Origin of the sequence: Collinsella ihumii (genome assembly GCF_900046475.1) — a bacterium.
GTDB classification, from domain to species: Bacteria; Actinomycetota; Coriobacteriia; order Coriobacteriales; family Coriobacteriaceae; genus Collinsella; species Collinsella ihumii.
In genome coordinates, this window is the sequence record NZ_FCOU01000027.1 from 1 (window position 1) to 2,630 (window position 2,630).

Below are 2,630 nucleotides of genomic sequence, written 5' to 3' on the forward strand. Positions count from 1 at the left end.
TGTGTTTGGTCAAGTCCGTCTTTCTGAAATGATCACGGAAAACTTTCGGGTTTGGGCACGCAACTTTTTCGGGTTCGGTCACGGGCGCGCCGCTAGCTTCCCGACTTGCCCAGCATGAGTGACTCCTCGAGACGGTGGCTTGGGCCGCCGAACTCGACGAGCCTGCCGTGGTGGACGACGCGGTCCACGACCGCGGCGGCGAGCTTGTCGTCCGCGAAGACCGTGCCCCACCGGCTGAACTCGACGTTCGTGGTGAACACTATGCTCCTCCTTTCGTAAGAGTCGGATATGACCTGGTAGAGCAGGCGCGCGCCGTCGACGTCGAAGGGGACGTAGCCGAACTCGTCGAGGATCACGAGCTCGGCCCTGCCGACGTCCGCCAGCAGCCTGTCGAGCGTCCCCTCGCGCTTCGCCTTGCCGAGCTGCAGCACCAGCGCCGCCGTCTGGAAGAAGCGCACGGGCACCCCGCGCCGGGTCGCCTCGATGCCGAGGGCCGTCGCCACGTGCGTCTTGCCGCGGCCGGTCGGGCCGTGGAAGACGAGGTCCTCGGCGCGCTCCACGAAGTCGAGCGAGAGCATCTCGTCTCGGCCCCAGCCCTCGGGAAAGCGCACGTTGGACCAGTCGAACCCCTCCACGGCCTTGGGCACGGGGAAGCGGGCCTGGCGCAGCAGCCGGGCGCGCTTCGACCGCTCGCGGGACTCGAGCTCGCGCGCGAGCATCCCCGAGCACGCGGCGAGCTGGCCCGGGGTCGCCGTCTCGAGGAACCACGCTATCGTCGCCTTCGATATGAACAGCGACCTGGCGCGCGAGGAGAACTCCTCGCGCTCGGCGTCCGGGATCCTAGGCACTGGCGGCGCCCCCCTCCAGCAGCTCGAAGGCCCGGTCGTACCCCGCGAGGTCGACCGGCTCGTCGTACTCGACGAGCGCGTCGCCGGCGGCCGCCCTAGCGGCGGCGAGCTCCAGGGTGGCGGCGTCGACGCCGCCCGTGGCCCCGAGCGACCTCAGCGCGCCCTCCACGGTCGCCGCCCAGCCCCGCCTGGCGCTCACGTCGCGCAGCGCCCTGAGGTCGGCTCCGAGGTCGGCGGGCGACTCCGAGTCGAGGAACGCCACGAGCTGCTCGGGCAGGGACCCCCGCACGACGCTGTCGCGCCAGCCGCCGGGGCGCACGCAGAGCAGCCTCAGCTGCAGCATTGGGTCGGCGGAGTCCGTCGGCGCGTCGCCCCACTCGCGCGGGTACTCGGCGACGACCTCGCCTCCGGCGCCGACGACCGTGACGTCGAAGGCGCCCATCGCGACGGCGACCTCGCGGGAGGCGTTGACGGGCCCCGCCGAGTAGCGGTGCTCGCCGCCCGCCCTGAACGAGCCCTGCTTGTCGCACCTCCTGGTGAGCCACGTCACGCACGCGAACGGAGCCGCGGGCAGCGGCGAGAGCGCGGCGCGGTCGTCCCCGAAGAGCTCGGACTCGCTCGCGCCCTTGCGGTAGTGCGGCTTGCCGTCCGAGAGCGCCAGGCACGTCCCGAGCAGCCGCTCGTTGTAGGCCTTCACGTCCCAGACCTGCGGGACCGGGACGAAGAGGTTGCGCCTGAGCGTCCCGACCTTGTTCTCCACGGAGCCCTTCTCGTTCCCCGAGTAGGGGTTGGTGAAGCTGTAGTCGAGCCCGTAGTGCGCGGCGAACCGGCGGAAGAGCGCCGAGGTCCTCATCTCGGCGCCGACCCTGCGGCCGACCTCGGTGGCGTTGTCGAACACGGCCCGCAGCGGCACGCCCCCGAGGAACTCGAAGACGTCGCGGAGCCCCTGGCAGACGCACTCCGCGGTCTCGCCCCAGAAGACCTGCGCGAGCCCGACGTTTGAGTGCGGGAACGTGACCACGAGGAAGTGGCCGCGGGTGACGACGCCTCGCACGCGGAAGTCGGCCTGCCCGAAGTCGACCTGGCACTCGCCCGGGAGCCAGTCGAGCAGCAGGAACCCCTGCGCCTCGCGGGCGTCGAGCTCGGCGGCGAGCTCCTCGCGCCTCCTCCTCACGTACCTCCTGACGGTCGAGTACGAGCCCTCGAAGCCCTTCTCCGCGACGAGCCGGTCGAAGACCCTCTTCGCGGTGTGGCGCTGCTTGTACCAGCAGCGCCTGTCCTCGAGCAGCCACGAATCGACCAGCGCCGCGAAGGGCTGGCACAGGGCCAACTCGAGAGCCATGCCGCCCACCGCCGGCGGCCTCTCGGAGAGGTCGGTCTCCCTCAGGTACTTCCTCACCGTGGGCTCGGAGACCCCGGTTTCCCGGGCGATCGAGGCGACGCTCGCCCCGCCCCTCCCGAGCCTTCTGATATCGTCGATCTTGTCCACGCCGATCATTTCCTTCCCGGCCTCCCATCGTCGCAACCGTAGCAGCGACAACGTTAGGCCCCGTTGGGGATGGTCGGCGTGCCCATGCCCAAACCCGAAAGTTTTTCGTGACCATTCCCGAAAGCTCCGGGTGATCAAATCCGCAAGTCAGACGTTATCAAACACACGTACATGCAGGCCAGCAGGTCGTCCCGGGTCCTGGTCGGCGACCTGCGGTACAGGTGGCGCCTCGAGTACCCGAGCGTCGCGGAGAACACGTTGAAGCGGTACTCGGCGCCCGAGCGGCCGCGCAT

At 70.0% G+C, this 2,630-nt stretch carries 2 protein-coding genes; both read right to left on the reverse strand.

The genetic code is table 11. The features are described 5' to 3' along the window. Window positions 1-92: 92 nt before the first annotated feature. On the reverse strand, window positions 93-848 hold the full coding sequence (gene istB / locus BN3789_RS12110) for an IS21-like element helper ATPase IstB (protein WP_079989329.1): 756 nt from the start codon (window positions 846-848) through the stop codon (window positions 93-95). Further along, window positions 841-2,337, reverse strand: coding sequence for an IS21 family transposase (gene istA / locus BN3789_RS12115; protein ID WP_066834735.1), 1,497 nt, complete (start codon window positions 2,335-2,337; stop codon window positions 841-843). Before istA ends, istB begins: the two co-directional genes overlap by 8 nt. Between the last annotated feature and the right edge of the window lie 293 nt (window positions 2,338-2,630).